Source organism: Sphingobacterium sp., assembly GCF_039596235.1.
GTDB lineage: Bacteria > Bacteroidota > Bacteroidia > Sphingobacteriales > Sphingobacteriaceae > Sphingobacterium.
In genome coordinates this window covers 537048-563743 of record NZ_JBCNKE010000003.1, presented here as the reverse complement: position 1 = coordinate 563743, position 26696 = coordinate 537048, and the positions used below count along the sequence as shown (strand labels likewise).

At 42.1% G+C, this 26696-nt stretch carries 20 protein-coding genes; 13 read left to right on the top strand and 7 right to left on the bottom strand.

Features of this window, described 5'->3' with window-relative positions; all coding sequences use genetic code 11:
- Positions 1-436 precede the first annotated feature (436 nt).
- Entirely contained in the window at positions 437-1204 is a 768-nt protein-coding gene (locus tag ABDW32_RS09700) for a DUF4382 domain-containing protein (protein ID WP_343561820.1), read from the top strand.
- Positions 1205-1283: 79 nt separating this feature from the next.
- Here ABDW32_RS09700 and ABDW32_RS09695 read toward each other — a convergent pair whose 3' ends face one another.
- Positions 1284-3746, bottom strand: coding sequence for a PIG-L family deacetylase (locus ABDW32_RS09695; RefSeq protein ID WP_343561818.1), 2463 nt, complete (start codon positions 3744-3746; stop codon positions 1284-1286).
- Positions 3747-4048: 302 nt separating this feature from the next.
- Here ABDW32_RS09695 and ABDW32_RS09690 point away from each other — a divergent pair, with 302 nt between their 5' ends.
- From ABDW32_RS09690 to ABDW32_RS09680, 3 genes are all read left to right on the top strand, one after another.
- Complete coding sequence (locus ABDW32_RS09690; RefSeq protein ID WP_343561816.1) at positions 4049-5080, top strand: fatty acid desaturase; 1032 nt, start codon at positions 4049-4051, stop codon at positions 5078-5080.
- 419 nt (positions 5081-5499) lie between these two features.
- Positions 5500-5796 carry a hypothetical protein gene (locus ABDW32_RS09685; protein ID WP_343561814.1) on the top strand — a complete coding sequence of 99 codons (297 nt, stop codon included), beginning with the start codon at positions 5500-5502 and terminating at the stop codon, positions 5794-5796.
- A gap of 181 nt (positions 5797-5977) precedes the next feature.
- Positions 5978-6445 carry a PA2169 family four-helix-bundle protein gene (locus ABDW32_RS09680; protein ID WP_343561812.1) on the top strand — a complete coding sequence of 156 codons (468 nt, stop codon included), beginning with the start codon at positions 5978-5980 and terminating at the stop codon, positions 6443-6445.
- 94 nt (positions 6446-6539) lie between these two features.
- Here the strand turns inward: ABDW32_RS09680 and ABDW32_RS09675 are convergent, their stop codons facing one another.
- Entirely contained in the window at positions 6540-6797 is a 258-nt protein-coding gene (locus tag ABDW32_RS09675; RefSeq protein ID WP_343561810.1) for a hypothetical protein, read from the bottom strand.
- Between the two features lie 344 nt (positions 6798-7141).
- On the bottom strand, positions 7142-7648 hold the full coding sequence (locus ABDW32_RS09670; protein ID WP_343561808.1) for a pyridoxamine 5'-phosphate oxidase family protein: 507 nt from the start codon (positions 7646-7648) through the stop codon (positions 7142-7144).
- 287 nt (positions 7649-7935) lie between these two features.
- Between ABDW32_RS09670 and ABDW32_RS09665 the strand changes: the two genes are divergently transcribed.
- The gene (locus ABDW32_RS09665; protein WP_343561806.1) at positions 7936-8070 is read left to right on the top strand and encodes a hypothetical protein; all 135 of its coding nucleotides are present in this window, start codon (positions 7936-7938) and stop codon (positions 8068-8070) included.
- Between the two features lie 62 nt (positions 8071-8132).
- Here the strand turns inward: ABDW32_RS09665 and ABDW32_RS09660 are convergent, their stop codons facing one another.
- The 3 genes from ABDW32_RS09660 to ABDW32_RS09650 are packed head-to-tail and all read right to left on the bottom strand — an operon-like array spanning position 8133 to position 11636.
- A complete protein-coding gene (locus ABDW32_RS09660; RefSeq protein WP_343561804.1) occupies positions 8133-10334 on the bottom strand; it encodes a TonB-dependent siderophore receptor in 2202 nt (733 codons plus the stop codon).
- 13 nt (positions 10335-10347) lie between these two features.
- Positions 10348-10512: a hypothetical protein gene (locus ABDW32_RS09655; protein ID WP_343561802.1), complete on the bottom strand. Its 165-nt coding sequence runs from the start codon at positions 10510-10512 to the stop codon at positions 10348-10350.
- Positions 10509-11636 carry a PepSY domain-containing protein gene (locus tag ABDW32_RS09650; RefSeq protein WP_343561800.1) on the bottom strand — a complete coding sequence of 376 codons (1128 nt, stop codon included), beginning with the start codon at positions 11634-11636 and terminating at the stop codon, positions 10509-10511. Before ABDW32_RS09650 ends, ABDW32_RS09655 begins: the two co-directional genes overlap by 4 nt.
- A gap of 388 nt (positions 11637-12024) precedes the next feature.
- Here ABDW32_RS09650 and ABDW32_RS09645 point away from each other — a divergent pair, with 388 nt between their 5' ends.
- The 8 genes from ABDW32_RS09645 (at position 12025) to ABDW32_RS09610 (ending at position 26174) form a co-directional block, all read left to right on the top strand.
- The gene (locus ABDW32_RS09645) at positions 12025-12618 is read left to right on the top strand and encodes a sigma-70 family RNA polymerase sigma factor (RefSeq protein ID WP_343561798.1); all 594 of its coding nucleotides are present in this window, start codon (positions 12025-12027) and stop codon (positions 12616-12618) included.
- Positions 12619-12735: 117 nt separating this feature from the next.
- Positions 12736-13803, top strand: a complete 1068-nt coding sequence (locus tag ABDW32_RS09640; RefSeq protein ID WP_343561796.1) for a FecR domain-containing protein — start codon at positions 12736-12738, stop codon at positions 13801-13803.
- A 152-nt stretch (positions 13804-13955) separates the two neighbouring features.
- Entirely contained in the window at positions 13956-17468 is a 3513-nt protein-coding gene (locus ABDW32_RS09635) for a TonB-dependent receptor (RefSeq protein ID WP_343561794.1), read from the top strand.
- Between the two features lie 10 nt (positions 17469-17478).
- A complete protein-coding gene (locus tag ABDW32_RS09630) occupies positions 17479-18918 on the top strand; it encodes a RagB/SusD family nutrient uptake outer membrane protein (RefSeq protein ID WP_343561792.1) in 1440 nt (479 codons plus the stop codon).
- Between the two features lie 38 nt (positions 18919-18956).
- Positions 18957-20036 carry a TlpA disulfide reductase family protein gene (locus tag ABDW32_RS09625; RefSeq protein WP_343561790.1) on the top strand — a complete coding sequence of 360 codons (1080 nt, stop codon included), beginning with the start codon at positions 18957-18959 and terminating at the stop codon, positions 20034-20036.
- Position 20037: 1 nt separating this feature from the next.
- Positions 20038-21225 carry a TlpA disulfide reductase family protein gene (locus ABDW32_RS09620; RefSeq protein ID WP_343561788.1) on the top strand — a complete coding sequence of 396 codons (1188 nt, stop codon included), beginning with the start codon at positions 20038-20040 and terminating at the stop codon, positions 21223-21225.
- Positions 21226-21253: 28 nt separating this feature from the next.
- Positions 21254-23530: a redoxin domain-containing protein gene (locus tag ABDW32_RS09615; protein ID WP_343561786.1), complete on the top strand. Its 2277-nt coding sequence runs from the start codon at positions 21254-21256 to the stop codon at positions 23528-23530.
- 151 nt (positions 23531-23681) lie between these two features.
- Entirely contained in the window at positions 23682-26174 is a 2493-nt protein-coding gene (locus ABDW32_RS09610; RefSeq protein ID WP_343561782.1) for a mechanosensitive ion channel domain-containing protein, read from the top strand.
- 26 nt (positions 26175-26200) lie between these two features.
- Here the strand turns inward: ABDW32_RS09610 and ABDW32_RS09605 are convergent, their stop codons facing one another.
- Positions 26201-26587, bottom strand: a complete 387-nt coding sequence (locus tag ABDW32_RS09605; protein WP_343561780.1) for a hypothetical protein — start codon at positions 26585-26587, stop codon at positions 26201-26203.
- Positions 26588-26696: the final 109 nt, after the last annotated feature.

Genomic DNA, 26696 nt, shown 5'->3' with positions numbered 1-26696 from the left:
TTAAATTAAGTACCAATTCCACCCCTTATTCCCAGGATTAAAACAGCGATAGCCATAGACAACCAAAATAGGGATAAGAAATGCGCTAAATAGCCAATCCTTTTAAAGGTATATTTACTGACGTCCCATGTAAATTATTTATAATTATGTTCTTCCAGTTCTATTGTTTTTATCTGGGACACCCCAGTTTTTAAAATTATTTATGATCATAAATAAAAATAACAATAGACCAGTATTACAGCCCTTTTAAAATCTGATAACACCATTTAATATTCGCAAAGATTAAGACAATTTATCAAACAGACACCGGTCTTAGCCCCTCTCTCGGTCAACAGTTAATACATGTCCGATAGCCCCGAAGGACATAAAGTTTACTAATGTGGCACAACCTTTGTAATGGCAGGGTATATAAAGTATATGTAATAAGTTACTAACTATGAAATCAAATTCTATTTTTGTTGCTTTGGCAGCCATAGGGCTACTAGGCAGCTGCAGTAAAGACGACAATCAGTCTACACAAACGACCCCAGTAACCATCAAAATGACCGATGCCCCCGGCTATTATGATGCCATTCATTTAAACATTGATGAAATAGAGATTCGTACGAGCTCAGGTGTTGAGAGCCTGGACGTTGACGGCGACCCATTCAACATTCTGGAATATACAATGGGAAAAGATACTGTAATTGCAGGCGATGATGTTCCTTCAGGTATGATCCAGGAAATTAGACTTAAACTTGAAGATGAAGGAAATGATATCTGGGTTGATGGCGTGCGTCATTCACTTAAAACACCAAGTGGCCAATCTTCTGGTGTAAAAATCAAGGTACAGGATGAGCTGATCCCGAATGTTGCCTACACCCTATTGCTTGATTTTGATGCGTCGAAATCAATCGTAAAAACTGGTAACGGTCAGTATCTACTTAAACCTGTTATCCGCGCAATTCCTGTTGCAACCTCAGGAGCGATTACTGGTACGGTTACCCCAGCAGCCTCATTGGCTCATGTATTTGCCATCAATGGCGTAGATACCGTTGGAACTTTGGCAAATTCCGTGGGAAAATTCTACTTCCCGGGCATGTCTGAAGGCACCTATAAAATAGTTGTTCAACCTTCGGTTGCTGGCTATCTGGACAAAACCATTGAAGATGTTCAAGTGGTAAAAGGAAGCGTTAAGGACGTAGGTACTATCTCAGTACAATAACTAACTTTGGTAAAAGAAGGAGCATAGCGAATATGCTCCTTTTTTATATAGCTATGTTAAAGGTTACAACACAGCTTCTCTATACCGAAATCTCCGATACACCTATTGAAAGCATATTAGCAAAAAGACGATAGGCTCCGGACACAGCAGCAGGAAGCTGTCTGAATAAGGAGAGACTGCTGTAAATGTAGTATCCCTTTCCTTTTCTACTGACAAGCAATAAGCCGTCCTCATCTCCTCTATCGAAATTTTGGATACGCAAGATGGGTTTAAATTCACTATTCCAGGATTTAGGCAAAAACAGTGCACGGTCCTGTACCCAATTGGCGAAATCATGCTGTCTTATTTTATTTGGATAATTCAAGATCCGATGCTCGGGCTCCAGAAAGATAACAACAGAATCCACATCCGTAATCCGTTCGCCACTCAGCGTTAAAGGATAAGCGCCCAACTCCTCTACAGATAAATCATAGGGTGTATTATATTGGGTGATCAGGACGCCACCAGCTTCAACATAGTTACGCAATTGTGTATGGAAATTCACCAGCTGCGGATCAGTATTGTAAATCCGGATGCCCAATACCACAGCATCAAAAGCCGAAAGATCTGTATCTTTCAAGGCTGACACAGCTATAAGTTCGAGCTCATCCACCAGTTGTTCCAGTCCTGTTACCAGTTCATCCTTTTTATTGGCGATATAGGCAATTTTCCTGGCCGTGTTAACAACCGAACTATTTAAAACGCGTAAACCGGCCTTAGGAAAATATGAAATATCCTCAATATGGGGATAGCTAAGCGATTTTGAAATCCATTGATGCACACCATAAGAGCTTTCTATCTCAAAGCCAATCTGTTGTATTTGTTCAACGGGGGCTACGGAAGTTAGCTGAAAATGAATTTTTTCAGAAGCATTGCCCTGTAGGGTCAATGACTGTACTTCGGGAAACAGCTTTAACCCATCTGATCCCTTGATCCGTACCGTAACGGTTTCGGCAGTCGCTACATGGGATTGTAGGTCGATCGAGACAGAACGGCTGGGAGAATCTGTCAGAACAATAATATCGGTATGAAAGGTTCCTGTAATAGCAGGAGAAATAGTAACAGGTCTATGATTATTCAATACAGGTACATTGATCGCGATGGATAAACCTCCAAACTGTAATTGTAACTGTGCTCCGAGCGGATGATCATTTTGGGCGAGTACAATATCGCTGAATGATTGTGGGGAATAATTACCGGAATCTCCTTCCTCCTTTAACCAGGCAGGAAATGACGGTTCAATAGCCGGACTGAGCCGACCGGTAATCGGTATCCGTTCCGTATGTGCTAATTGAAGCTGTTGCTGATATACTGTTTCAAAAAAAGGAATTGTCACATGAGTCAATACCAGATCCGAATCTTGAGGTATATTTACCTGCAAAAATAAGTGTACATCAGTGCCGGGCACCCAACGGTCAACAGGTGAATTTATTTCAAAGGATACTGCAAGTGAGCGAAGCAAGAGAAGTTCGAGGTCAGCACGTTTTTCATGTATTATACTACTTGCGGGTACCGTCCTCATCCAGATCAAAACTGTCGCGATCGCCAATGAAAATTCACGGTTCCCCCCTTGTGCCTGTTTCAGAAGAAAACCGTCAACAAGTTTCTTGAAAACAGGAATATACAGATCTTCGGTTTCAGTTGAAGTAAACAGCAAATCAACAGTCTTGGCGTCAACAGGTTTTCCCCTCAATAATTCAAAATATTCAGGCGTAGGCTTATATTGTGTTAAACTGGCCATCGCCTGAGAACGGTGTTTATTACGGCTTTCAGCCGCAATCTCACCATGATGTAAGCCCGAATAACGATTATATATGGGAATATTTACCGAAAAATGATGTGCCAAAGGCTTTACTTGCCCGCCGATATCTTTGACACCGCTCTCCTGATAAACATTCCAAAATAAGCGCTGCGTCTGCAAGACAGCTAATTCCTCCAATTGTTCAGGATAGGCCTGCGGATCCGCAGCAAGGTCATATGCCTTTTGCGCCAGGATTGCCGAACTCTGGTGATGTCCATGAAGATCGGGAATATCCGGTGAAAACCTAGTAATGATAATATCTGGCCGAAAATACCGGATGGTCCATACGATATCGCCAAGCACTGCCTGTTCGTCCCAACGGAGCATAGTTTCAGTTGCAGACTCTACAAATCCAAAATCTTTGGCACGGGTAAAAAATTGTTTTGTCCCCTCCGTCTTCCGGGCAGATAAGGATTCTTGCACGCGAAGGACACCCAGGTCGGCACCTTTTTCTGTACCTATAAAATTCTGCCCCCCCTCACCGCGCGTAAGCGACAAATAGGCGGTATCAACAAGCTGTTCCTGGGCAAAAAAGGTCAATAACTTATTGTTCTCATCATCTGGATGGGCACCTACGTACAAAATCCGACCAAAAACCTTCAACTTGCATAGTTCGCGCATAAAACCATCATGGTTATTTTGCGTAGAAATGCCGTTTATGGGTTGTTGTAGGGATGATTGTGCGAGAAATTTTAGTGCCATATCCATTTGTTTTAATACCTGAAACGGTCAAATATAGCAATAATTTTCAAAAGACTACTAATTCTATAGATATTATTACAAATATAAAGATTCAAGCTTAAGATAAATCAGCCCTGGCGGGTATTGATCGGGAACGTATAATTAAAAGCCCATCCACTATTTCGTTACATTTGACTTTCTTGAGCAGACTAGTCCTAGCAGCAAAAGACTTGGGATTATATGTTAAACTTTTGTAATTAACACTTTTTAACCGATATATAGCGTAGCTTAGCGCTTTATCAACAATTAGATCAACCCACAGAATGCCCTTTTTAGATCATGTACTCCAAAAACCCAGCTACGGCTGGAAAGACGACAACGGAGACCTTATTAAACCTAGCTCAAAACAAATATTAGGTGAATTTTTCAAAAGATTGAATGTTTTTAAGGACCAGCGCAACTGGTTACCTTTTTTTAGCTGGTTGAAAGTAGCTTGTCTTATTCCATTTTTCTTTGTCTTTCTCTTTGCTCACCTGAGCTGGTGGACAGTACTGGCAGCCTTTATCTATAGCATGATCATTATGGGGACACATGGGACCATCTGGCACCATCGTTTTTCCACGCATGGCGCTTTTAAGTTCAGCAATCCCTTCTGGCGTTTTTTCACGCAAAACCTTACGATCAATGTGATACCCGAAGAGATTTATGTCATCTCGCATCACGTACACCATGCAAAATCAGATCAGCCCGGAGACCCTTATAATGCGCAAGCTGGATTTCTGTATTGTTTTTTGGCCGATGTCAACCATCAACCGATAGCCAAAGATCTGACTGAAAACGCTTACAACCGCGTCAAGTTATTGATGAAGCATACAGGTGTTACAGCCAATACATATACACAATATCAAAAATGGGGTTCTTATGTTAATCCCACCCATGCAATCTTATCCTGGATACTAAACTGGTCATTTTGGTATATTGTATTCTTTCTGATCGGTGGCCATGCCCTAGCCTGCTGTCTGTTTGGTGCGGCTGGTTTCTGGGCCATAGGTGTACGTACATTTAACTATGAAGGCCATGCCAAGGGCGAAGATAAACAACGGGAAGGAATAGATTTTAATGAAAAAGATAAATCCATCAATCAATTGTGGCCCGGTATTGTCGCCGGAGAATGGCACAACAACCACCATCTCTATCCCAAAAGTGCGCGAAGTGGATTCAGACCCTATCAGATCGACCTCGCCTGGTGCTATATCAAAATGATGCATAGATTGGGCGCCGTCAGCAGTTATCGTGATGATAAAAAACGCTTTAATGAACAATACCACAAACCTTATCTTGATGCTAAAAAATAAAAATAGATAGGAAAACCGATTATATCAGTCCATATTGCGAATACAAGAAAGCCAAAACTTACTTTTCAGGCTATAAAGAACTTGGCAAAATCAAAAATATAGATTTTATCATCGACTTCTCAAAATCAAACAAATGGCATCTTAATGATGCCATTTGTTCTCCCTACTTAAAAACCTTCATCGTTTACCCCGCCATGATCGTTCAACGCTGCCCCTTAAAATCGTTTCAAAATCACAAACTTTTGAAAATATAACTCGATTCAGGCGAATTGGCATATCCATTTATCTTATTTCCTGATTACCGTCCTTTGTTTTAACGGAGATAACGCAATACTATTTAGGTAGAAATGCAGCAAATTGGGTATTACTTCGGTCAACCTTAAGCTGATGCGTTCGGTTCTAGTTAAAAAGTCAATTGTATGAAAACACCCAATAAACAAAAAGATTTAGGTCCCGGATTACTCATCTTTGTTATTTCTGCTATTCCCAATCCAGACCCGCGAGAACCGAGTCCCGATATCACGAGGTCAGATGAGGACTCTTTTTCCTCCGATGGAGACGATCGCCCATTGGATACACGTGAAGATAACGTAGATCCCAATACGGATCTGTCAGGTATTAAAGACGACCGCACCCATGATCCCGAAGAAGCGCTGAACGAGCAACGGGAAAAAGATGATGATGAACCCGATCTCTCAGGTGATATTAACGTGTAAGACGGCAACTACACAGCAGAACGAGTGATCAGATCAAGTATTAGCGTATGCCATTTTTAAAATCTTCGGAATTTCCATCGGTAAAAATACGCGACATGCATTAAATACCTGAATCACATTTATAACAAACGAAACAATCCACCGGAATGTTTTTTAGTCAGAAAACAAATCAAATTGAAATATGGAAAATAACATCAATGACCCCGCAGTTATTAATGACATTATCAAAATCAATAACGATAGAATTGAAGGTTATAATAAAGCGATCGAACTTGCGCACAACCACGGCCTGCATGAACTGGAAGCGGATTTCAGAAAATATATCGAACAATCCGAATCCTTCATTACCGAGCTGACCCCTTATGTGAAATTAGAAGGAGAAGAGCCCACAGACAGTACCATGCTTAGTGGTAAACTATTTAGAACATGGATGGGTATCAAGGTAACGATCGCTGGCAATGATAAAAAGAGTCTACTGGAAAGTTGTGAAAAAGGTGAGGATGCTTTTAAAGCTACCTATAAAAAGGTTTTGGAGGACGATGTTGATACACTTTCGCCCAGTGTAAAAAATGTTTTAACCATCCAATTAAACAAACAGCTCGAAGCGCATGACCATATAAAAATGTTGCGCGACAATGCTTCAATATAAATAAGCCCAACTCATATACTAAGGGCTAATAAATTCTTGACGATTTCAAAACCGGGGGCTTTCAGGCCCCGGTTTTGTTTTCAATGCCTAAAAGCTATTTTTCATTCAGGTTTCTGGATTTCAACTCATTGTCCAGTGCTTCATCCGTTTTCCTCCAGCGTATAAAAGCCCAAGCCCCCATCACGATAAGCATAAACGTAAAAATAGTAATGCCTTTATTTACAACACCGTAAACCACAACTCCGGCACAAAAACCAACCAGTATGGCATTGATCAATTTATTGCTTTTTTGTTGCTTTTTTCTATCCAACAATTCTTGATCGGTTAATTCGGTTAGTTCCTTTTCTTTCATAGTTTTGATATTTGGTTCAATATAGTTTAACCAAATATACGAATTGAAATAACACCTGCATGTTTCATTAATAAGGTATATACATTTTTTTTCGCGTAAGGGAGAAGCATCAAACGCTGTTATTCATTTGCTCCACATTATTAGTGGGACATCACTTATGAAAGTGCAAAATGTCGAGATGAAAAATGAAAAAGCCTACACACATATTTTATGAATGTAGACTTTTAAATCTAATCTTCGCCTTCGAATTGGCACTATGCCTGTTTCGATATACTTTTCGATCAAACATTTAAAAAGTAATCTTTTTATCCTAGGCAGGCATAGATAGTATCTGAGTATCCGGCTCAGATATTTAAATCACCCTCTTTGCCAATATCTTCGGAATTACCAGTTACCGCCGCCTTCAGCATATTAAAAAGATTGACAATCATATTGGAATTCGAATCCCAATAATGCGCATCTTGAGGAGTTATGCGCAGTAACCTAATATTGGGATCTTCCTTTCCCTTTTCAAACCAGCCTTCCATCATTTTGTTCCAGTAACGATCAATTCTTGCCTGATCCCTGGATAAGCTAGCCATACCATTGACGCTCAAAAAAATATAATTTTTTGGATCTGCATAAAAGAGCGAGACTCTAGGATCGTTCTCAATATTTTGATGTGTTTCGCTCTCAGCGGAACAAATATACCATATGTTTCCTTCTGCGTCCACTTCTTGTCTACTCATCGGAACACCATGTGGATATACAGAGTCCTTGCTAAAAGAACAAATAGTGCCTACGTCAATCTGATCAATGATTTCTTTCAGTTTATCCAATGCTTCCCGGTTGTTCATATTTTTTTCTGCCATAATATGTTGTTTACTATTGAACAACCGCACCTTCAAAATAGTTCAATTAAGTTTAAAACTGGCTACAGATATTTCCCGATAAAAGGTTGCATCCCTTGGGCAATATTTCACCGCCTTATAGCCGATTTTATCAGCGCGATACGGATAAATATAACGGTAAAATTTACACCACTGATCCCATTAAACTTCTTCTTTATTATAGGCAAGTTATAATATATTCGGCTCGACATGAAATCATTCCTTTGTTCAGGTATTATAGATAGAATTGTAGAATTAAAAATAGTGGGATGATTGAAAGAATAGCAACCTATTGGGATGGAAGAAGTGCTTCCTGGCTTAAGGAAAGAAAAGAAGCCTGGTCTCGTCCGAAGACAGAGCGATGGCTTGAGTTTTTCCATTATAATCGGAGCAAAACTTTATAAAGGAAAACAAAAGCCGTCAGTTTTAACCAGCTGAAGGCTTTTGTTTTTTCAGAAGAAGCGGATTAAAATTTATAGCTGAAGCTTCCCACAACGTTCAACAATCGCTGTGCATTTGCAGTCGTATAACCGATCCAGTAATGCTCATTGGTCAAGTTATCCGCCTTCACTCCGATTCTAAATTTAGGGCTGTCATAAAATGCATTGGCATTTAAGATAAAATATTGCGGTAGTTCGAAAATACCAGCTGTCGAATTGATGATTTTATTAGCACTTGCATAGTTTCCACCCAGCCCTAGACCAAGTCCTTTTAGGTTGCCATCAACAAACTGATACGTAGCATTGAAGTTTGCCAGCCAAGGTGAAGAAGCCGTGTTGGGTCGTTTGCCTAAAACTGTCGCGTCAGTTGTTTCTGTAAACTTCGAATCGTTGTAACTCAATCCTGCAATTAGAGAGAATCCTTTGACCAGATAGGCATTAACTTCCAGTTCAACTCCGCGGCTATTACGTTTTCCCATCTGTTGTTCGATCGCCCTCCCCTGCGGTGTGTAGCCAATGGTTTGAAGTGTATTCTTCACATCTATATTATAATAATTAACAGTCGCATTGACCTTACCATGCCATAGGTCTGCTTTTAATCCTCCTTCCCATTGATTCGCTCTTTCGGGATCCGAAAGCGAGAGATTGGATGCTGTGTCTGAGACAAAATATCCATTGCTTGTAAAGCTGTTTTGGTAATTACCAAATACCGATAATTTATTTTTGATAATTTCATACACCACTCCCAATTTGGGTGACCAGGCGCGCTGTTTATAATCTGGTGTCTCATTGGATCCTTTTACCCCACCTTTAAACTGAATACGCTCATAACGAATTGCGGTCATGACATTCAATCCCGCGACAGGTGTGATGACATTAGACAGATAAGCGCTGTAGGTATTTGATTTATTTTTCAAAGGCCAGATCGCACTCTCCCAGGCGGGCGTATTTCGAATGCTGCTATAATATTGCGTCACATAATCTGCATTAAAATTGCTGTAATCCATATCGCCTGTAAAAGGTACAAAATCGATTACCCCAAAATAAAAAAACTGATCATTACGCGTACGTAGGTAATCGCCGCCCACAACAGTACGATTTCGCATTCCGCCGATATGGAAATCAAAATTGAAGTTCTGTTGCAACTGTAGATAACGCTGTTTACTATCCTGAGTGGACTGGTCGCCCCTGTATAAACCAACTTCTTTGTCGTTCACATCGGCACCATAGGATTTTGTCGTGATATAAAAATAAGGATTAAATCCATTAGAATAACTCGAAGCACTGTTTATTGATGTAGACGAGCGGATATGCTCATTGATCTTGTAATTGGCCTGTCCAAAAAAGTTGTTTGTGCGGCCCGTATTATATAGTCCAGATCCCACGTAAGACTTTTTGTAATCAAGTCCTGCTCTCTCCAGGTCTTTTATACCGGAATAACCAAATTGTGACAATGGCCCCATGAGGAAAAAGTTCTGTTCAGACTGCGCTTTGTTATTGAATAGTTCGTATTCTAGGTTTACGTCCAGGTTATCATTTATTTTCCAGGTAAGACTGGGGGTAAAAGCAAAATATTTATTGTGCACCTTAGCATTCTGGAAATTTCCTTCCGCTGTATAAGCAGTGTTGACACGAAACAACAGGCGCTTATCTTTTGTCAGAGGTGCATTGATATCAGCCTGCGCCCGGTAATAATTATAACTTCCTGCAGCTACCTGAACATTCGCAGCCAAGCTGTCATATGGCTTTTTGGTGACCCTATTGATTACGCCACCATAAGAAGTCACATTACTCCCGAATAGCGTAGCAGAAGGTCCTTTTAACACTTCTATTTTTTCGATGTTAACGGCATCAATTGTTCCGCTGACAGGTGCGACCAGCCCATTTCGCATGGAGTTATTAGAAATGAACCCGCGTAGATTGACATAGGCTCCCCCATCTCCGGCACGTCCTGTCGCATTCCACATTTTTTGCAAGCCCGTTACATTTCTGTAAGCATCATCGACAGTGAAAATAAGTTGATTTTCCAATGCTATTCGGTCAATAGAGGAATAAACCTGCGGATTTTCAATTGTCCTAAGCGGCATTTTATTCGCATATTCACTGTCTTTTTTGATATAGGCATTGATGATCACTTGATCGATTTTATGTGTTTTGACAGAATCTTTTTGTTGCGCAAAGGCAGTGATACTTGATAATACAGAAGCACTAAGTATTAACTTCTTCATGATGATGGAAAATTTATTTGTAATAATTTCTGATAATGATAACGAGCGGGACCGAAAGGGTAAGCCATCCTAAGAGGTCCCACCATCCCTCGCCCAATAGCGCGGTGGTCAGTCCAAAAAGAGATAGTGCGGCTAGTAAGATGGGCATTCCCCAAAGTTTTAGGAAAGACTTTTTCATGATAAGGGTGATTTGGCGATAAAAATCTGCTGTTGTTTTTCGGCACGTCGTCTGGCGATCCAAAGATACAGACCAGTGATAAGCACGATAATTGTAAATACATCAAAAACAGCCCATACAATCTTTAAGATGGGACCTCCATAATTCCCAAAATGTAATGGTTCGGAAAGAAAAAGCGTATTGACGTACCAAGGCATTTCACGGCTATCAGTCACCGATCCTGTTTTTGCATCTATTAATACAGGTTTCAGCAACTTGGAGGTAAGTTCAGTATTGCCGCGCATAAAAACTGCGTAATGATGTTTACTGGTAAATGGAGTCCCCGGGTAGGCAATGACCGACACTTTCATATCCTTAATAGTGAGCTCGGCAGCTTTCTTGGCCTCCTCCAGTGAACTGAATTTGCCGTTCAGTGGTTCCTGATTTTTATAAGGAGCGGTCATTTCTGCGAGCTGCCCTTGCTGCCAGAGTCCCAAAATTACATCGGACAAGCTGTTGATGACTCCGGTAAATCCAACGACCACCATCCATGCCGTGAGAGCAATACCAAGTAAATTATGCGTATCCAGCCATTGCAGTCGTTTTGATCTATTTTTACGCACCATCCCAAAATCATATTTCTTCATAATTGGGCCGTATAGTACGATGCCTGATACAATAGAGATCATAAATAATATCCCCATCAGTCCCAAAAACAGTTTTCCGGGAATCCCCAAAAACATATCCGTATGAAGTTTAAGGATGATGTGCATAATTCCATCAGTCTTTGGTGCTCCTAACACCTCCCCTGTGTATTCATTCAGAACGAGATACTTACTTTTTTCATAGGGCGCATCCGGTCTAGCTACCACATCAAATAGAACTTTGTTCTTTTCATTTTCATCCCAGAAAGCATAACGTACTCTTTCTCCAGGATATTTATATTCAGCAATCTGCGCAAGTTGATCCAAACTAAGTTTCTGCCCCTTAGTCACAGCTTCTTTATTTTCTTCTAAAAAATGCTCGATTTCCTCGTGGAAAATTAGGGGCAATCCCGTTAAGCAAAGGTACAGTAGAAAAATAGTGCAGATCAGGCTTGTCCATTTATGCCAGTTGAACCATTGCTTTGCAGTCTTCATTTTCATTGGTAGTTTTTTGCAAATGTATTGTTTTTAATTAATCTAAATAATAAAATTTAATAAATTTTCCATCACTATCCCGACAGGTGCAAAATATGGCTGCTCAAGGTATGGCATTGTAACATAATATTTCTCGTAAATCTACCGAGTAGCTTCCCTAATCCACTTTTGTATCTTAAATGAGAAAAGGTCGAATCACCACTCATATAGCCATTCAAAAAAGTATTCTTTAATCAAACAAACCTTTCATTTACTGGTTATCACGAGCGGTATAGCAACCTCGAGTTAGCATGGTTTTACCTATTCTACCCGCTAAAAATCCTATTAGTGCATTTTTTAAAACAATGTCGTTTTATATATCCATAATGTTAACTTTGTAGAGGATAAGACATTCATGAGCAAGGATCGCGACATACTAGAAATACAATTGTGGGAGGCGCTACGAAGTGGAGAACAAGCTGCTTTACAGCAGTTATACATGTCTTATTACAAAGGCCTGTTACAATATGGACTACGGTATACAGACGATCGGGATACCTTAAAGGATAGCATCAACAATACCTTTCTTTATTTCTGGGAAAAACGCGAAAGTATAGGCAACGCCAACCATGTTGGCAACTATATCTTCAAAAGTTACCAGCGACAGTTAGTCAAGGACCTCAACAATACAAACAAATTTGAAACGCTGCTCGAAAATAATGAAGATACCGACACCGTTGATGTAGAAGAGTTTCAGTTCATTATCCGACAGGAAGAAAATACGCGGGTTAATGTCCTTAAAAATGCGATTCTCCAATTACCCAAACGCCAACGTGAGCTCGTTCTCCTGCGTTATTATGAGGGACTTAGTTACGATGAAATTACCCTAAGAACAAACCTGAGCAAACGTGCTGTCTACAATCAGATCCATAGCGCCATCAATACATTAAAAAAAGACACGAATCTGCAAAATCTCAAACAGATCCTCCCGCTATTAATCTTGTTTTAGTTTTTTATAAAAAAAATAACAAGCAGGCACACAGCATTTTACATATTTAATTAAAAAATAACTGGTAAAAACCAAAACTGGTACGCTCTATCTATATAAACGACTAATTTTTAGACCATGAGTGCATACCAGTCTGTTCAGGATTTTATATTGGATGAATCATTCTTTCGCTATGCGGTAACACAGGATCCATCGGAAATCTTGAAATGGGAAAGTTATATTAAACAACATCCCGAGCAGCAGGAACTTATGCAGCATGCCAAGCAAGAATTGCTGGCTATGCAAGATGCACTGTATCTGATTGATGCCGAACAAAATTATGTCCGGCTCGCATCTCATTTGGATCCCCCTGTCAAAACCATACCACTAAAGAAAAAATGGTCCTATTATGCAGCTGCGGCTATTGTTCTGCTGTGTTTGGTCACTTCGCTGTATGTCTTCCAATATCATTTCAACCAGTCGCAGACGAATGCTTATCTAACGCAACCTGCTGAAAAGAAAACAATTAAACTCGCTGATGGTACACTGGTCAAGTTAAACGCCGCAAGTAAATTAGAGATCGCTGATGGATTTGGTAAAACAAACCGTGCGGTCAAACTTGTTGGTGAAGCGTATATGGAAGTTGCTAAAAACAAAGCATTACCCTTTACTGTAACGACTCAGGCGCTGCAAGTCCGGGTATTGGGAACAACCATCAATGTCAGAGCCTATGCCAACGAGGAACTTACTGCTGCCTCACTGATCGAGGGCAGTGCGGAGGTTATTTTGAAGAGCAGGTCCCAAGCCCCTATCCGTCTAAAACCAAAAGACAAAGTCGTTGCTCCACTAGCAGAAGCACAGCTTAGTTCCGAAAACAATACAACAGACATCGAAAAAAAATCCGATTACAAATTGGAAACCGTTACACAATATGATGCGGAGCAACGATTGGCCGAAACCTCTTGGGCCGACCAGAAACTTGTCTTTGTTAACGAACCGCTGTCTTCAATTGCTAAAACATTGGAACGCTGGTATAATATTACTATTGAATTCCAAAATTCGGACATCAGTTCCCGAAAATATACAGCGGCATTCGATGACCGCGAAGAGCTGCAGAACGTGCTTCAAAGCCTACGGAGCAGCCTCCCCTTCAACTATCGGAAGATCGGACCACGCAGCATTAGAATTTACCTAACTAATCCATAAAATAAAACTTATGAAAGATACAGCTACCTAACCAACAGAGAATAAAAAAGGAGTATGCCAGGCATACTCCCAAAATCGTTAATTAACACAACAGGCTGTGACTGCGAATCCTAGGCGCTGTTGTCAATTGTTTACATTAACCTTGCAAACTTATGAAAAATAACGCAATTCGCGTTAAGGGAAGATATTACCCTAAACTTTTTAATACGATCATTCTCGTGAAACTGACCATCATCCTAACCCTGCTGTTCCACCTGACTGCGATAGGTAATTCTTTGGCTCAAAATGAACGTGCAACCATACACCTCACATCGGTGAAGTTGAGCACGGTTTTAAAAGAAATTGAAAGCCAGACCAAATATCGCTTTGTTTACGGTGACGATCTCGTCGAAGGTCTGGGCGCAGCATTTGCTGTTCACGCCCAAAATCAACCTGTAAAAGATATCCTCGATGAACTATTGACGAATACTGACCTCAGTTTTCGGATGCATCGGGAATACCTTATCATTCTTTCAAAGGAAGAAAAACAGGCACTCGCGACCCAGTCTAATATTCGAGGACTTGTTAAGGATAATCAAGGCCGACCATTGCCAGGTGTCACAGTGAATGTGTTAGGGGAAAACAACAACACGGTATTGACCGATCAAAATGGAATTTTTCGGATCCGAGCATCCGCTGGACAAGTACTCCGGATCTCGTATGTCGGGCATATTTCACAAAATATCAAACTTACGACAGCACATAGCATAGAAGGAATCAAAGTGCAGCTCGAAACTGGCGTAAACACGCTGGAGGAAACCGTTGTGGTTGGATATGGTAGTGTCAAGCGGAAGGACTTAACTGGATCGGTTGTCTCTGTTGACGTCAAAGAGATCAGGGATGTGCCTTTTACCAGTATTGATCAGGCCTTAACAGGTAAAGCGGCCGGTGTGCAAGTCATACAGGCCGATGGCTCGCCAGGTGGGGTCGCCAAAATCCGTATTCGAGGTGGTACTTCGCTAATGGGTGGTAACGATCCCCTTTACATTATTGACGGAGTGCAGATGACCGTGCAAAACCGGTACGTGAGCAGTTCAGCTGAGGTGGTCAATCCGGTAGATCGCTTTGGATCTGATGATCCAAACAGCGCTGTATCTGGTTCATTCGCACGTGGGCTCAATAGTCTGGCCGGACTGAACATCAGCGACATTGAGACCATAGATGTATTGAAAGATGCCTCTGCAACAGCCATTTATGGATCCCGGGCTGCTAATGGCGTTGTGATTATCACGACCAAACGTGGAAAACGAGAACAAAAACCGACTTTGGAAGCAAATTACTATCACGGTATTAGCAAGCAGCGTCCGATCAACCTGCTCAATCGCGACCAATATATCATGATTATGCAGGAGGCTAATCGCAATCTCCTTGATGCCCGTAAAGCAGCAGGGGAAACATTGACTCCTGAGGAACTCGTCGAATTTGACAACCGGATCAATAACCCTAATTTTTATGGACCAGCGAACACCGACTGGTTGAATATGGTCACCCGGACGGGAAAATCCGACAATGCTGATCTCTCTGTCAGAGGGGGTGGTAATGCTTCGCAGTATTTTATTTCCTTAGGATACACCGGCAATCAAGGCGTTGTATTAGGTACTGACTTCCAACGTCTGTCGGGACGGATTAACCTAGACAACGAAATCACTAGTAAGCTCCGCACGCAAGCTACCTTTGGTTATGGCTATACCATTAACAATATCACCAATGGTCTTTATACACAGGCTCTGTTTGCCCCTCCAACATTTGCGGCTTATAATGCAGATGGTTCCATTGCTAAATATACCGGAGAATCTATTGGTGGCTATGATTACCAGGGCTATCAAAATCCGCTTGTACTCCTCGATGGTATAAACAGAGCAGCCAGCCACGCTCTTCTAGGATCTGTGGCAGCCGATTATAAAATTTTACCGGAACTCATCTTTCGAAGCACTGCTTCAGTCAACTATAACAGTACGAATCAGCGTAATTACGTGACCGGCGATGCCTTAATCGCCGCATCAAATGGTGTGGGAACCTCAAGCCTCGGGACAGGATCACAGTCGCAGAACCAGTTGACAGACCTATTTTTTGAAAATACATTGACCTGGGACAAAGTTTTCAATGCGCAGCACCGGTTCAATATCGTTGGTGGTACCTCTTGGCAAAAAACTCGCTCCCAGCTTTTTGGTGTTACCGCTCAAGGTTATCCAGATGACAAGTATCTGAATAACCTTTCATCAGCCAGTCTCGTGACAGCAGCCGTTGGAACCAGCGGTCAAAACTCGCTATTGAGTTTTTATACGCGGGCGCGCTATGCTTGGAAAGACCGCTATATTGTCACCTTTACAGGTCGTTCCGATGCTTCTTCCAAATTTCCTAAAGTTAACAGGACCGGATTTTTCCCTTCTGGAGGCGTGGCTTGGCGCATCTCCGAAGAACCTTTTATGAAAGGCATAAAATGGGTAGACGACCTCAAATTACGGGCAAGTACAGGTTATACCGGTACCCAAAATATTGGGGACAACATGTTCTACACCTTATACAGTCCCTTTTCTTATGGTGGCAAAAGCGCCATGGTCCCCACACAGCTCGGTAATGAAGCTATCCGCTGGGAATCTACCCTTCAGAAAGATGCTGGCCTGGATATCAGTTTATTTGACTCCAGGTTTGGTGCCAGTATAGAAGTTTACGAAAAAGCGACTTCGGGCATTTTGTTTACGAAGGCAGTAGCCGGCAGTTCATCCTATGGTAGCGTCATTGCGAATCTGGCCAATATTCGGAACCGAGGCCTGGAAATCGCGTTACGTGGTACTTTTCTGCAAACGAAAGACCTCTCCTGGAATGGTGCTTTCAACATCTCATTCAATCGCTCGCGGGTGACCAATGTAAACCGCGATTTTACCAATCCCAACGACATTACGGACTATAATCTTGGAAATGCAATTGTCCGCGAAGGTGAACCGCTGGGCCTGATATATGGAAAGGTTTTTACAGGACTTCTGCAAACTCAGGAACAAGTGGATGCTTATAAAGAGAAAAATAAGTATTGGATGTATTTTGATCCTTATTTAGGCATTGGTGATCCAAGTTATAAAATCCCCGAAGGTGAATTTTTCCCAGCAAACGAAATCATCGGGCATGCCGAGCCTAAATTCTATGGCGGTTACACAAATAGTATAACTTATAAAGGACTTAGCCTGACAACCTTATTTACATTCAGTTATGGGAACGATATCCTATACCAAGGCGACATCCAAAACAATAATGTGAGCAACCGGTCAAATAAAACAACGGAAATTTTAGGTCGATGGACCCCTGAGAATCCCACATCTACACGACCTAGACTCATTTATGAACAAAATGGAACAGCATACACCAATAGCGCTGCCGTATATGATGGTTCGTTTTTGCGCCTTAAATCACTGACGCTTACTTATGTCCTACCGGAAGCATGGCGTAAACGGATTGGTCTGCCGCAAGCTTCTGTCTTTGGTTCGGCAACGAATATCCTGACTTGGACCAGTTACCCGGGCGTAGACCCTGAGGTTAGCAACGACCCCTACAGCTTAATCAACGGGGCAAGTGATCCCGGGACATTCCCAGCCGTTAAGCAATTTATTCTAGGACTACGTTTTTCACTTTAATAAAGAGAATATGAAAAGAAAATTCATCAATATACTCGTTGGATTAGCCTGTATGTCAAGTGCCCTAAGTCTGATTTCCTGCGAGAGTCAGCTCGGAGCCCTGCCTGAAAACGCGAAAGTAGACGGCAATACGGTATTAGATGCGCCAACGGCACGCATAGCGCTAAATGGTGTTTATTTTCGCTTTGCCAATGTTTCCTTAGGAAATAACACCGCGCAATGGACAAACAATGAACGTCTTCCAGCACAGTTATCCGGGTATATGACCTATGGATACGGTACGGGAGCCGGAGCACCCGAAGATAATCAAATGGTCAGTTCATCCGAAACCTATTGGTCTTATAGCTATGGTATTATCAATGCTGCCAACTCATTGATTGGCGGGATGGATAAATTGCCTCAGGGCCGCATTCCCGCAGCCGAGCGTGAACCGATCGAGGCAGAGGCACGTTTTTTAAGAGCATACGGACACTTTAAACTCCTGACTTTTTATGGTCAATGGTTTGATTATTCAAGTCCTTATGGCGTATTATTGCGCGACGAGGCAGTGACCATCGGCAATATTCCCAAGGCACGCTCCTCTGTTGCTGAAAGCTATACCTCTATTTTGCAAGATCTCGATTACGCGATTGCGCACTGTCCCGCGCAAAATGAAAAATTTTATGCGACCATTTGGACGGCAAGAGCATTAAAGGCCCGTGTTCTTATGTGCCGAGGTCAGGCGGGAGATTACGCCGAAGTCATTAAACTCACGGATGCCATCATCAATGAAAGTCCTTACCGACTTGAACCTTTAGCCAAGGATATTTTCCGGACCAAAGGGGCCAGTAGCACCGAAGTTATGCTGACCATTTCGCCCCAACCCAACCAACCTGCCTACCCCTATAACCGCAGCCGGCAATTTTATCCCGGCGCATCCTCGCTATACTGCGCCACTCAAGGTTTACGCAATCTGCTAACAGCTGATCCAAGGCAGGAATGGATGGTCGGCAGTTTTCGTAAAAACTATGCCAACTATTTTTTTACCAAATATATCGCTGAAGGCACCGTACCAACCGTTGTTTCTGAAACCTATTACGCAATCCGGCTAACGGAAATATACCTGCTCAAGGCTGAAGCGCTGTTACGCAATAACGGGTCTATCCCTCAGGCAAAAGCTATCCTAAAAGAAATTGGCACACACAATGGGTTAGCTGATTTTTCAAAACTTGAGGCGTTGACCAGTCGTGAAGATATGCTCCGCTACAATTTTGAAGAGACCTCCAAAAGCTTGGTCGCAGAGGATGGACAGGAATGGTTATGCCTGCTGCGTCTGCCATTAGCTACCGTGACGTCTATCCGTCCTAAACTAACTAATATCCAGCAATACATATTGCCAGTACCAAAAAATGAATTTGCGGATAATTCCAAATTTGGCGCACAAAACCCGGGGTATACGATTGATCTGTAAGATAAAAGATTTTGATAAAACATTTAAAAGATAACAATATGAACTGCAAAAATTATATACTTATTGCTTTACTGCTCACAACAGCGCTAGGTGCCCTAGCACAAAAGACTAAAGTATCCGGCCTGATCAAAGGTATTGGCGACGCTCAGGTGGCTATTGGATACCTAAAAGATGGCAAAATGAAAACAGACACTGTTCAGATCCAGAAAGATAAATTTGTTTGGGAAGCAGATATGCCCGAACCCCAAAAGGTCTATCTGATGTTCCCATCGCGTTACGCCGAACTCTTCCTCGAAGCGGGCAATATCAGCATCACTGGCCAGGCCGATTCATTACACTTGTTAAAAGCCAAGGGTAGTAAAATACAGGCCGAGGCCGAACGTTATCAGGCGACTTTAAAAGACCTGGAAAAACAATCCAACCCACTTTATCAGCAATGGGGAAAAGGTACAGCCGCAGAGCAATTAAAACTCGAACAACAACTGGATGCAATCAGTACCGAACGTCGTGCCCGGGCAGCGGCTTATACCACTGCGCACCCCAAGAGCGCCTTTAGCCTGAGTCTGGTCGCTGACCGATCGGCTATGGGAAGTTACGAGGAGGTGAAACCTCTTTACGACCTACTCGACAAATCTGTGCTTGCCATGGCAGCGGGCAAGCAGCTTACCGAACGCCTGGACGTACTCAAACGCAGTGCCTTAGGGGCAACAATGTTAGATTTCACACAAAATGATCCCGACGGTAAACCGATAAGCTTCAGCAGTTTCAAAGGAAAATATGTATTGGTTGATTTTTGGGCAAGCTGGTGTGGGCCTTGTCGTGCTGAGAATCCCAATGTCCTCAAAGCTTATAACAAATACAAGGACGATAATTTTACTGTTATTGGAATCTCTTTGGACGATAATGCCGAAAAATGGAAAAAAGCCATCAAAGATGATGGTATGCCCTGGTCACAGGTATCCTCATTAAAAGGCTTCGAAAATGAAGTATCTACCTACTATGGCATCCAAGGCATACCAAGTTCGCTTCTGGTAGATCCCAATGGAAAAATCATCGCCCGTAACCTTCGTGGCGCATCACTACAACAAAAGCTGAACGAAATCTTTAAAACCCAATAAGATGAAATATACGTTATTATCGTTTATAGCCCTGCTGCTTATGCAGGGTTGCAAAAATTCACAAACAGACGGAAAATATACATTACATGGACAAATCAAAGGTATTACCTCAGGAACTATCAAATTACAACGTCTCGATGATGCCAGCAGAAAGTCGGTTACTATAGATAGCACAACGCTACAAAACGGCAAATTCGAGCTGACAGGTCCCATTGATCGGCCTGAGATGATGTCTCTCAAGATCGAACCCGGCAACTGGTCGGCCGCCCTGTTTATCGAATCTGGTGAACTTCAATTCCAAGCAGATACGAGTGGAGCCACCCATTATGATTATACCGCGTATGGTGATAGCAAAGGCGCCATCTTACGCAATTTTAGTTTGAGCGGTTCCAAAAACCAGGGCCTGTTTGATGAATTTGAGAACCACCCCAAAAGCCTCGCCGCCAAGAGGATGTTTGAACAGCTCAACAAGAAATATGAAGCCGCAGGCAAATCTGAAGAAAAAGAAGCCATCCGTGCAGAAATGGAAGCCTTTGGTGATAAACACAAAATCTGGGAACTTCACTGGATCGATAGCATCACGCAACGGCACCCATCACTCGTCGCCGGAGCTTACCTCTTACAGCGCTATCAGCTCTTTAATGAATCCATGCCGGTTGCGGAACTCGACAAGCGTCTTCAGGTGTTTCAGTCTCCCGCAAAAGAATCCAATTACATCAAAGATCTCCAAGACAAAGTGGCCGTAAAAAAAGCACTGTTGCCCGGTAATCAAGCGCCGGATTTCAAAGCTTTAAAACCCGACAGTAGCGATTTCCGGCTTTCCTCCCTTCGTGGCAAGTATGTCCTTCTCGATTTCTGGGCCAGCTGGTGCGTACCCTGTCGCCAAGCCATCCCCCATTGGAAGGAAGCCTACAAAACATACCATGATAAGGGCCTAGAAATCGTTGGCATCACCAATGACAGCCGCTGGCCAGACTGGTTCAAAGCACTCGATCAGGAAAAAATGCCTTGGATTCAGGTAGCCGATGATTTCCCGATCAAGAATAGTCCGGCGAGGATCGCAACCCTGTATGACATTCCGAGCTTGCCGACTTATGTCCTTTTAGACAAAGAAGGAAAAATTATTATCCATACCACCTCTAAAGAAGAAATGGATGCCCAATTAAAAGCAGCATTCAGTACCTTATAGCCCATACGAGCATATAGACCACAGCAATATGAAAAAGAGCACATTATCATTTCTGTTTTTAGCCCTGGCCAGTCAGGCTTTTGCACAAAAAACAAATACCGTAGTGACGGGCAAGTTAGACAATCTGCCCAAAGATCAATGGATTTATCTTTCCGGATTCGGAAACGGACAGAAAGATTCAGTCCAACAGACCGATAAAGGCTTTCGGTTCGATCTGGATATCCCCGAAGGGAAGGGCGATTTCTACATCTTTCAGGTAGGTAAAATGAAAGCTTCCGGAGAGATAAACGGTGCCTTTATATTTTTAGAAAAAGGCAAACTTAATATCAGCAGCAAAACTCCTATGCTGAAAGATGCAAAGTTTAGCGGCGGCAAACTCGCAGATTATTACAACCTCTTTCAGCAACGCGCCAAAGTAAAGGGGTTAAATGCGTTAATTGATCAGTTTGGTGAAGCCCGCAAAAATAAGGATCAAGATAAAATCGCCAAATTACGAAAAGAGATAGACAACAAAAATACTGAACAAGCCACGCTGGACAAGGACTTTGTACTAAAACATAAAAACAGCCCCGCAATCGTATATCCAATGTTTTTCACTTTGCGCAATGCTGATGATCTTGCTTCACTGGATGAGCTATTGCAAAAGGCCAGCCCGCAGGCAAGAAATAATGTCCCAATCAAAGCCATAGAACATAGCATCAAAACCGATAAACTGACTGGTATCGGCCGCACAGCACTGCCTTTCACACAAGCCGATACCTTAGGAAACAAGGTTTCCCTAGCTGATTTCAAGGGCAAATATGTCTTGGTTGATTTTTGGGCCAGCTGGTGTGTACCCTGCCGTATGGAAAATCCAAATGTAGTGAGTGCCTTCCAGCAATACAAAAACAAAAACTTCACCGTATTGGGTATTTCATTCGACTACCCTGGACAGCAAAAACGTTGGTTGGATGCGATCCATAGTGATCACCTAAACTGGCCCCAACTTTCTGACCTCAAAGGCTGGAAAAATGAAGTCGGCGTGCTTTATGATATCAAATCCATTCCCTCCAACATTCTGATTGATCCCAATGGTGTGATCATCGCTAAAAATCTTCGTGGTGAGCATTTGGACAAGAAATTAGCGGAGCTTCTTGGTGCGCCCGCCATGGACAAAAATACCCTTGTTGTAAAGGGAGAGATCGAAAATCCGGCAAAAGCATCCTGGTTCCATATACGCTATACAGATGCTGCAGGGAAGAACGTCACTGATAGCGCACAGATTTTTAATGGAGTATTCAGTTATCTCGGCAAAGTGCAAACCCCGACCCATGCCACAGCCTATTTCAGCGATGGAAAAAGCGGTGCGCCACAGTCCTATGAACAATACCTACAGTTTTACATTGAGCCCGGTGTTCTACAAGTCAGCGGCAATGCCAGTACCCCACAGGAAATGGTCTTAACTGGTCTGAAAACGCAGGAAGAATTCAATACCTACAATGGTTTGATTAAGGCTGAAATCATTTCCTTAAAACCACTCAACGAATTGTACAACAAAAAAAACAACGAATACATTGCGTTAAAAAAACAAGGCGCCTCCGAGCAAGTACTCAATGCAAAACTTGACGAGCTTGAAAAAATCAAAGAAGATATGGTCCCTATGCAGCAAACAATACGCGACAAACAGTTTTCTTATATCAAGCAGCATCCTAATTCAGCTATTTCCGCTGCACAACTTCGCTTTTTCGTTAGCAGTATAGACCTAGCAGAACTTCAAAGCATTTATGAGCAGATGGGGCCTGAGATCAGAAACTCAGCCAATGGTCAGGAACTGGCGGAGGAAATTAAGAAATTAAAATCAGGGTCACCGGGAAGTACAGCCACGGATTTCGCAGGAATGGACATCAACGGTAAGCCACTTAAACTATCCGATTATCGTGGCAAGTATGTATTACTGGATTTTTGGGCCAGCTGGTGTGTGCCTTGCCGTAAGGGTAACCCACACCTCCTGCAACTCTACAGCAAATACAAAAAGAAAGGTTTTGAAATTATCGGTGTCTCAGATGACGATTCCAATCCCAAAGCTTGGAAAAAAGCGGTCGATCAAGATAAAATTGCGGTATGGAAGCATGTCTTGCGGGGCTTAAAGATAACTCCTCAAGGCGATTTTGATAAATCAGAAGACCGCTCAGAAGCTTATGGCATCCATACCTTGCCAACCAAAATCCTCATTGACCCGAATGGCGTTATTGTTGGTCGTTACGGTGGCGGTGGTGGTAGTGATCAGGATCTCGACGCCAAGCTAAAGACGATTTTTAAACTTTAATGTAGAAGCCGTAACGAAGATATGTTCGTTACGGCTTCTTACGTTAATCAGCCTGCCTTTATCGGATACAAGCCTATTCTTTCCCTGCTGATTGAATCAAATGTGCGTTTTTTTTTCTATTTTTATAATGATCGGATCCCAATTTGTAATTATGAAAAGAAAATATGCCTGCTACTACCTGTTGTTGATTATCTTCTTTCACCTTGGGTTGTCGCAAAAACTTGCTGCAGCGACAGCGCAAATCAACGCCATAAGCAGTGACTCCACAAAAGATGATTATGTATCCCGGATGCAGGACTTTTTTAGCAGGTCGGCCAAACAGAGTGTCATCGACTTGGAACAGGACCGTGCATCAATAAGGCGAAATCAGGTTTTCGAACAGATAAAAACAGTATCTAGACATGCAGGAGCTTTTTTAAAGAAAGGATTTGATACCGCAACAGTCCGTACGGAATTAAAGGAGATCATTCGTTGGCATCAACTATCAAAAGATGGTGTATTTAACAATCAGGGTTCCGCCCATTCTTCCAGAAATTTAACAACCACCTTTAATATTCTAAATACACTCACCACCGAAGTATCGACCTACAAAAAGCGAGTAGACAGGTATCAGGAGCAATTGATCAATTATCGTTTACAAATAGATTCCCTCACAACAGATAAGTCCCTCTTTATTATTTCGGAAGATTCTCTGCAACTGAGTCAATACATGGGAAGGTTACATGTGTTGTCTAAAGAGATATCACCAGTGAGCAAGCAGCTTACAAAAAACATCAGTATTATCCAGACGCTTCAAAATGAGCTGAATCTCGAACTCATGGCTTTGGAAAATGATACCCAGGAGATACGGTATTATCAGCAACAGATTGCTGAAAAAACATTTAACAAGGAATTTGCCCCGCTTTGGGAAGATAGCATTTACAACCGACCAATAGAGGAGATAATCCATCTGTCTGTCATCAAGGCAAAACTGGCGCTCACCTACTATCTAAAGGGAAATTGGGGAAGGCTTTTATTATTAATTGCTTCAGTGGTATTGACTGTTTATTATCTATCCGCATTGAAAAATAGTTTAAAAGATCAGGGGCATATGCTTTCTGAATCCATTATGCTATTAGCTCAGCCCCTCGTTTCGGGAACTGTCATTGCGCTAAGTGTTGTACAGTTTCTGTTTATCAATCCACCTTTTGTATTTTCAACAATCTTTATTATTACTCAGGCCATACTCATCAGCATTATACTCCGCAAACATATTTCCAGTTATTGGATGACGATCTGGCTGAGCTTATTGGCGCTATATTTCTTAGCCGCTGTCGATAATATGCTGCTGCAGGCCTCGCGAGCAGAACGATGGTGTATGGTATTCATTGCCTTATCGGCTTTTTCACTAGGACTATTTTCGTTATTAAACAGATACCGTCATACCGAACTACGTGAGCGCTGGATACTGTTCCCAATCGGATTGATGGTAATCATGGAACTATTGTCCTTGGGACTCAACCTTACCGGCAGCTTTAATATTGCCAAAGTACTACTGATCGCGGGTCTATTGAACGTCGTGGTGACTATTATTTTTTTATGGGTTCTGCGTCTGGTTAATGAAGGTCTCACCTATGCTTCCCTGGTCTATAAAAAGCAAGAAAGAAGGCTCTTTTATGTCAACTACGACCGTGTCGGCAAACGGGCGCCTTTATTTTTCTATCTCATTCTTATTATAGGCTGGTTTGTGTTATTTGGACGCAATTTCTACGAATTTAGGTTATTGGCAGACCCCATACACGATTTTTTCTACAACACCCACAAAGTGGGCAGTTATAATTTTACAGTCATCAACATCGTGGTTTTTGTCCTGATCATGGCCTGTTCAACCATACTTTCCAAGATTGTTTCCTTTTTTGCTTCTGGTCCTCAACCCCACCATGCCGAACGCGACGGATCTCAGTTCCATCTTGGAAGCTGGCTATTGTTAATCCGCATCGCAATTATTTTTTCCGGCTTTTTTCTTGCTTTTGCTGCTGCAGGTATCCCCATTCAGCAGATCACCCTGATCATTGGAGCATTGGGCGTAGGCATAGGTTTTGGTCTACAGACACTTGTCAATAATTTGGTCAGTGGTTTAATTATCGCCTTTGAAAAACCGGTCAATGTAGATGACACGATTGAGGTCGGTGGACAATCCGGTCGTGTTAAATCCATTGGATTTCGGAGTAGTGTCATCGTAACTCCCGAGGGAGCAAACTTAATTATGCCCAATGGCGACTTGCTTAGTTCACGCATCATCAACTGGAGTCAGGGATCCGCCCGCAAGCGGCTAAGCAGTCGTATCGAAGTCAAATATGGGACCGATCTAGACAAAGTAAAAAGCTTGCTCCTTGCAATTACGGAAAAGAATGAGCAGATCCTTAGCATCCCAGCACCTATTGTACAGTTTACCTCCGTATCCGCCCAATCTGTCGCAACAGAATTCTTTTTCTGGGTCAGGACAAACCGAGATACGGGTCAGATCAAAAGTGATATCATGGTCGCTATTAGCGATACACTTCAAAAAGAAAACATTGAACTCGCTTTGCCAACACAGCAGCTGATCCTCAATAACGAGGAGTCATGCGGACAAACAATCCAACAGTCTAATCCAACAAGCTAATATCTTCGTATTTTGACATCAAATAGCTACTGGCAATTCGGTATGGCGGTCAATACATCCAATGACATATCCATAGCTTGTTTAGCCCATTTTTTCAGACCATCTAAGTCTTTGGATTTTAGCGCCTTACTGCCAAATGTAACAGCATTCAATGCATAATTTTTGGCATTCTGACAGTTACAGTCCGGGACGATTGTATAGGCTGCAGCTTCTTTCGCCTTTGCCAGCGCTTCCTTCAACAAAGATTTTGCATCATCCTGCGATTCAGCTTTGTATGCTTTTTTGAAACTGGCAAAAGCCATTTCTGCATATGTAGATGCCATACCACAGCCATTTACTTTCTTTTTTTCTTGGGCCATGACCGAGAACAGCATATTGGCCAGAATTACAATTAAAAAATATGTTCTTTTCATATTGCTACACTTATGGATAGAAACATACATGGTTAAAAATAGTTTTCGGTCAAACAGGATTATTTTTAATACTATTTACTAAAAAAAATAGTAAATTTACAGCGTTTAC

Coding starts and splice junctions, on each gene's coding strand:
- ABDW32_RS09665 (WP_343561806.1), top strand. CDS start 7,936: ATGATTGAAAGAATAGCAACCTATTGGGATGGAAGAAGTGCTTCCTGG.
- ABDW32_RS09680 (WP_343561812.1), top strand. CDS start 5,978: ATGGAAAATAACATCAATGACCCCGCAGTTATTAATGACATTATCAAA.
- ABDW32_RS09675 (WP_343561810.1), bottom strand. CDS start 6,797: ATGAAAGAAAAGGAACTAACCGAATTAACCGATCAAGAATTGTTGGAT.
- ABDW32_RS09650 (WP_343561800.1), bottom strand. CDS start 11,636: ATGAAAATGAAGACTGCAAAGCAATGGTTCAACTGGCATAAATGGACA.
- ABDW32_RS09620 (WP_343561788.1), top strand. CDS start 20,038: ATGAAATATACGTTATTATCGTTTATAGCCCTGCTGCTTATGCAGGGT.
- ABDW32_RS09635 (WP_343561794.1), top strand. CDS start 13,956: ATGAAAAATAACGCAATTCGCGTTAAGGGAAGATATTACCCTAAACTT.
- ABDW32_RS09625 (WP_343561790.1), top strand. CDS start 18,957: ATGAACTGCAAAAATTATATACTTATTGCTTTACTGCTCACAACAGCG.
- ABDW32_RS09660 (WP_343561804.1), bottom strand. CDS start 10,334: ATGAAGAAGTTAATACTTAGTGCTTCTGTATTATCAAGTATCACTGCC.
- ABDW32_RS09610 (WP_343561782.1), top strand. CDS start 23,682: ATGAAAAGAAAATATGCCTGCTACTACCTGTTGTTGATTATCTTCTTT.
- ABDW32_RS09645 (WP_343561798.1), top strand. CDS start 12,025: ATGAGCAAGGATCGCGACATACTAGAAATACAATTGTGGGAGGCGCTA.
- ABDW32_RS09690 (WP_343561816.1), top strand. CDS start 4,049: ATGCCCTTTTTAGATCATGTACTCCAAAAACCCAGCTACGGCTGGAAA.
- ABDW32_RS09630 (WP_343561792.1), top strand. CDS start 17,479: ATGAAAAGAAAATTCATCAATATACTCGTTGGATTAGCCTGTATGTCA.
- ABDW32_RS09640 (WP_343561796.1), top strand. CDS start 12,736: ATGAGTGCATACCAGTCTGTTCAGGATTTTATATTGGATGAATCATTC.
- ABDW32_RS09670 (WP_343561808.1), bottom strand. CDS start 7,648: ATGGCAGAAAAAAATATGAACAACCGGGAAGCATTGGATAAACTGAAA.
- ABDW32_RS09700 (WP_343561820.1), top strand. CDS start 437: ATGAAATCAAATTCTATTTTTGTTGCTTTGGCAGCCATAGGGCTACTA.
- ABDW32_RS09685 (WP_343561814.1), top strand. CDS start 5,500: ATGAAAACACCCAATAAACAAAAAGATTTAGGTCCCGGATTACTCATC.
- ABDW32_RS09695 (WP_343561818.1), bottom strand. CDS start 3,746: ATGGCACTAAAATTTCTCGCACAATCATCCCTACAACAACCCATAAAC.
- ABDW32_RS09605 (WP_343561780.1), bottom strand. CDS start 26,587: ATGAAAAGAACATATTTTTTAATTGTAATTCTGGCCAATATGCTGTTC.
- ABDW32_RS09615 (WP_343561786.1), top strand. CDS start 21,254: ATGAAAAAGAGCACATTATCATTTCTGTTTTTAGCCCTGGCCAGTCAG.
- ABDW32_RS09655 (WP_343561802.1), bottom strand. CDS start 10,512: ATGAAAAAGTCTTTCCTAAAACTTTGGGGAATGCCCATCTTACTAGCC.